Consider the following 3,029-nt stretch of genomic DNA (forward strand, 5'->3'; position numbering starts at 1 on the left):
CCGAAACCACCGCCCAGATACAGCTGGTGATGGGTGACCTTGCCTTCCTCGAGCTCCAGCGCCTTGGTGACCAGTGAGGTCAGCAGGGACTGCTGCTGGTTGCCGCAGTGGATGTGCCAGTGGCCATCTTCTTCGTAGGCCAGCGCATTGGCCGGTTCCAGCGTGAAGTGCAGCACGCTTGAGGTGGTGAAGGTGGATTCCACCGTGGTGGCGGCATTCTCGAGCAGCGGCGCAGGGTCGCCCTGATCCACCAGCAGTGAGCCGTTGTCACGGCTCGGCGAGCTGACCAGACGCTGGCCCTCGGCCTGGATCGCCGTCTCGTCGACCTGATAGCTGTCGCCCTTGCTCCACTCGACCTTGAGCAGGTCGGTGGCGCGCATGGCCGCCGAGAAGTTGTCGGCGATGACCGCAAGCCAGCCCTGACAGATGCCGGACGGGTCCTTGAGTTCGATGGTCTGGCGATAGCCGATGACCTTGCGGGCCTCGCTGTCATCGACGGCGGTGACCTTGCAGCCGAAGCGGCTCGGCGGCATCACCGGACGCGCATGCAATGTCTTGCCGACACGCGCCTCGATCTCTGCCGGCAGGGTGTAGTCGATGCCGTAGACGGCCTGACCGTTGGTCTTGGGCGGCACGTCCAGCGCGTTGCCCCTGGTGCCCAGCACGCGACGCTCGGAGGCCGGCTTGAGCTCGATGGCCGCAAGCTCCTCCTCGGAGAAGCTGCGCTCCAGCCCCGCCGCGACGATCTCGCCATACCCCAGCGACTGATCGCCACTGATGACGCGTCCCTTGCGCGCCTTGCAGCTCTCGACCGCCACGCCCATCTGCTGAGCGCCCGCCTCGATCAGCGCGATACGCCCCGCCGCGCCGGCCTGTGACAGCGGCTGGTAGCTCTGGTGAACCGACCAGCTGCCGCCGGTGATCATGTAGCCCCACTTGGGAGCGCTGTCGACGTAATCGACCTTGACGCTGTCCCAGTCGGCCTCCAGCTCCTCGACCACCAGACGTGCGAGGCTGGTGGCGACGTGCTGGCCCATCTCGGACTTGGTGATATGCACGGTGACGGTGCCATCAGTGGCGATGGCGTACCACATGGTCGGCTCGAAGGCCCCGGCGGACAGCGTCTCGCTGGCCGAACCCTTGCCGTCTGACCCGGCGGCCAGCGCCGCGCCGGACACGCCGAAGGCCAGCATGGTGGAACCCGCCACACTGCCGATCAGGAAGCCACGCCGCGTGATACCGCCGCGGCTCGAGGAAGTCTTGTGCGCGGCAGCAAGCTCGCGCTGATGCGCGGCCAGCTTGTCATCAAACCTTGCCATGAGACGTCTCCTCGACAGCAGAATGGGATACGGTGCCTGCCGTGGCACGCGGATCGAAGGTGCCGACGCCGGCAGTCGCGGCCGTGGCGTCGGTCTGCTGACCGCTCACCTGGCTGGTGGCACGCTCATTGGCGATGGTGGCGGCACGCTTCACTGCGCGATGGATGCGCACGTAGGCCATGCAGCGACACAGGTTGCCGGCCATGGCGGCGGTGACCTGCTCATCGGTGGGGTCTGGCGTATTCTTGAGGAAGTCGGCGGCCTGCATGATCTGGCCGGACTGGCAGTAACCGCACTGCGGCACCTGCTCCTCGACCCAGGCCTGCTGCAGCGGGTGGTCATCGTTCTCGGCCAGCCCCTCGATGGTGACGATGTCACCACCTTCGGCGGCCAGAACCGGCAGGACACAGGTACGCGCCGCTGTGCCGTTCAGGTGCACGGTACAGGCGCCGCACTGGGCGATGCCGCAACCGAACTTGGTGCCGGTCAGACCCAGGTGCTCACGCAGCACCCATAACAGCGGGGTTTGCGGATCGACCTCGAGACTGACGGCCTTGCCGTTCAGAGTGAAGTTGGCCAAGGGGCTTCTCCTCAGGAGCATGAAGCAGGGACAGGATTGAGATACAGAGCTGGGATACAGAGCGGCGCGACGGCATGACTCAACATGGCGTCAGTAGACTGACGCTGCGTGTGTCCGGTGTCAGGGGGCGAACGGCACGTTGCATGTCGGGCAGGCTGCGCGATTGGCATACCCCGAATGGCGAAATTCTACAGGTCACGACTCAGCACCATGGTGCCAAACGGGAAACAGTGTAGTGTCGCGAGACCGGGGCATGTCACCAGGACGGGGTATGACACCCGCCATGGTAAACAGCGCATGTGACATGCATGACAGTATAGCGTTTCGCGGGGTGCGATCGGCAGTGGATTCCACGCAAGCCGGGCACGATTCGTCACCGATGCCTGCCGGCGCCTGATAGCTGACAGCCCCTGCCGGTTCCTGATGGCTGCTGCCGGTTCCTGATGGCTCGTGAAAAAGCGCCCTGCGCTGGTCAGGCCTCAACGCCAGTGGCGAATGAAGGCCAGCATCCATTGCGTCATCACGGCGCTGTCTGGTGCGACACTCAGGGAGGCTTCGCCCTCGCGCACGCGATGTTCGCCGATCTGTTCGCGACGCAACCTCATCAGGTCACGTGAATAGGCGGGGCTGAACTCGGGATGCCCCTGCACGCCGAGGCAGCTGCCCACCTCGATCAGATAGAAGGCGCAGAAGGCGCTGTCCGCCAGCACCCGGGCATCGGCAGGCAGGGCACTGACCTGATCCTGATGGCTGACGATGAGATCCAGCCCTGCTTGCGGCGGTTGCATCCAGGGGCGTCGCGCGCAGACACGATTGAACGACAGGCCGACACCCCAGCCGCGTGCATGTTTCTCCACCTCGCCCCCCAAGGCCCTGGCGATCACCTGATGGCCGAAGCAGACACCGACCAGCGGCAGCTTTGCCGCATGCACGCGCCGGACGAACTCACACAGTGTCGTGATCCAGGCGAGCCCATCATTGACGCCATGTTTTGACCCGGTGATCAGCCAGCCATCGCAGGCATCCAGCTGCTCGGGAAACTCGCCATCCAGGCAGCGCCAGACGCTGAGCCGGATATCCGGGTCGCTGCGCGTGAGCAGGGCCTGGAACATGGCGGGATAGTTGCCGTG

At 65.2% G+C, this 3,029-nt stretch carries 3 protein-coding genes; all 3 read right to left on the minus strand.

Features of this window, described 5'->3' with window-relative positions; all coding sequences use genetic code 11:
* On the minus strand, positions 1 to 1,319 hold a 1,319-nt coding region (locus AC4FAH_RS09160; protein WP_490245930.1), incomplete at its 3' end, for a molybdopterin cofactor-binding domain-containing protein.
* Complete coding sequence (locus AC4FAH_RS09165) at positions 1,306 to 1,899, minus strand: (2Fe-2S)-binding protein (RefSeq protein WP_064503317.1); 594 nt, start codon at positions 1,897 to 1,899, stop codon at positions 1,306 to 1,308. The genes AC4FAH_RS09165 and AC4FAH_RS09160, both read right to left, overlap by 14 nt.
* Positions 1,900 to 2,378: 479 nt before the next feature.
* On the minus strand, positions 2,379 to 3,029 hold a 651-nt coding region (locus AC4FAH_RS09170), incomplete at its 5' end, for a glutamine amidotransferase-related protein (protein WP_490245931.1).

The organism is Cobetia sp. (assembly GCF_983723665.1).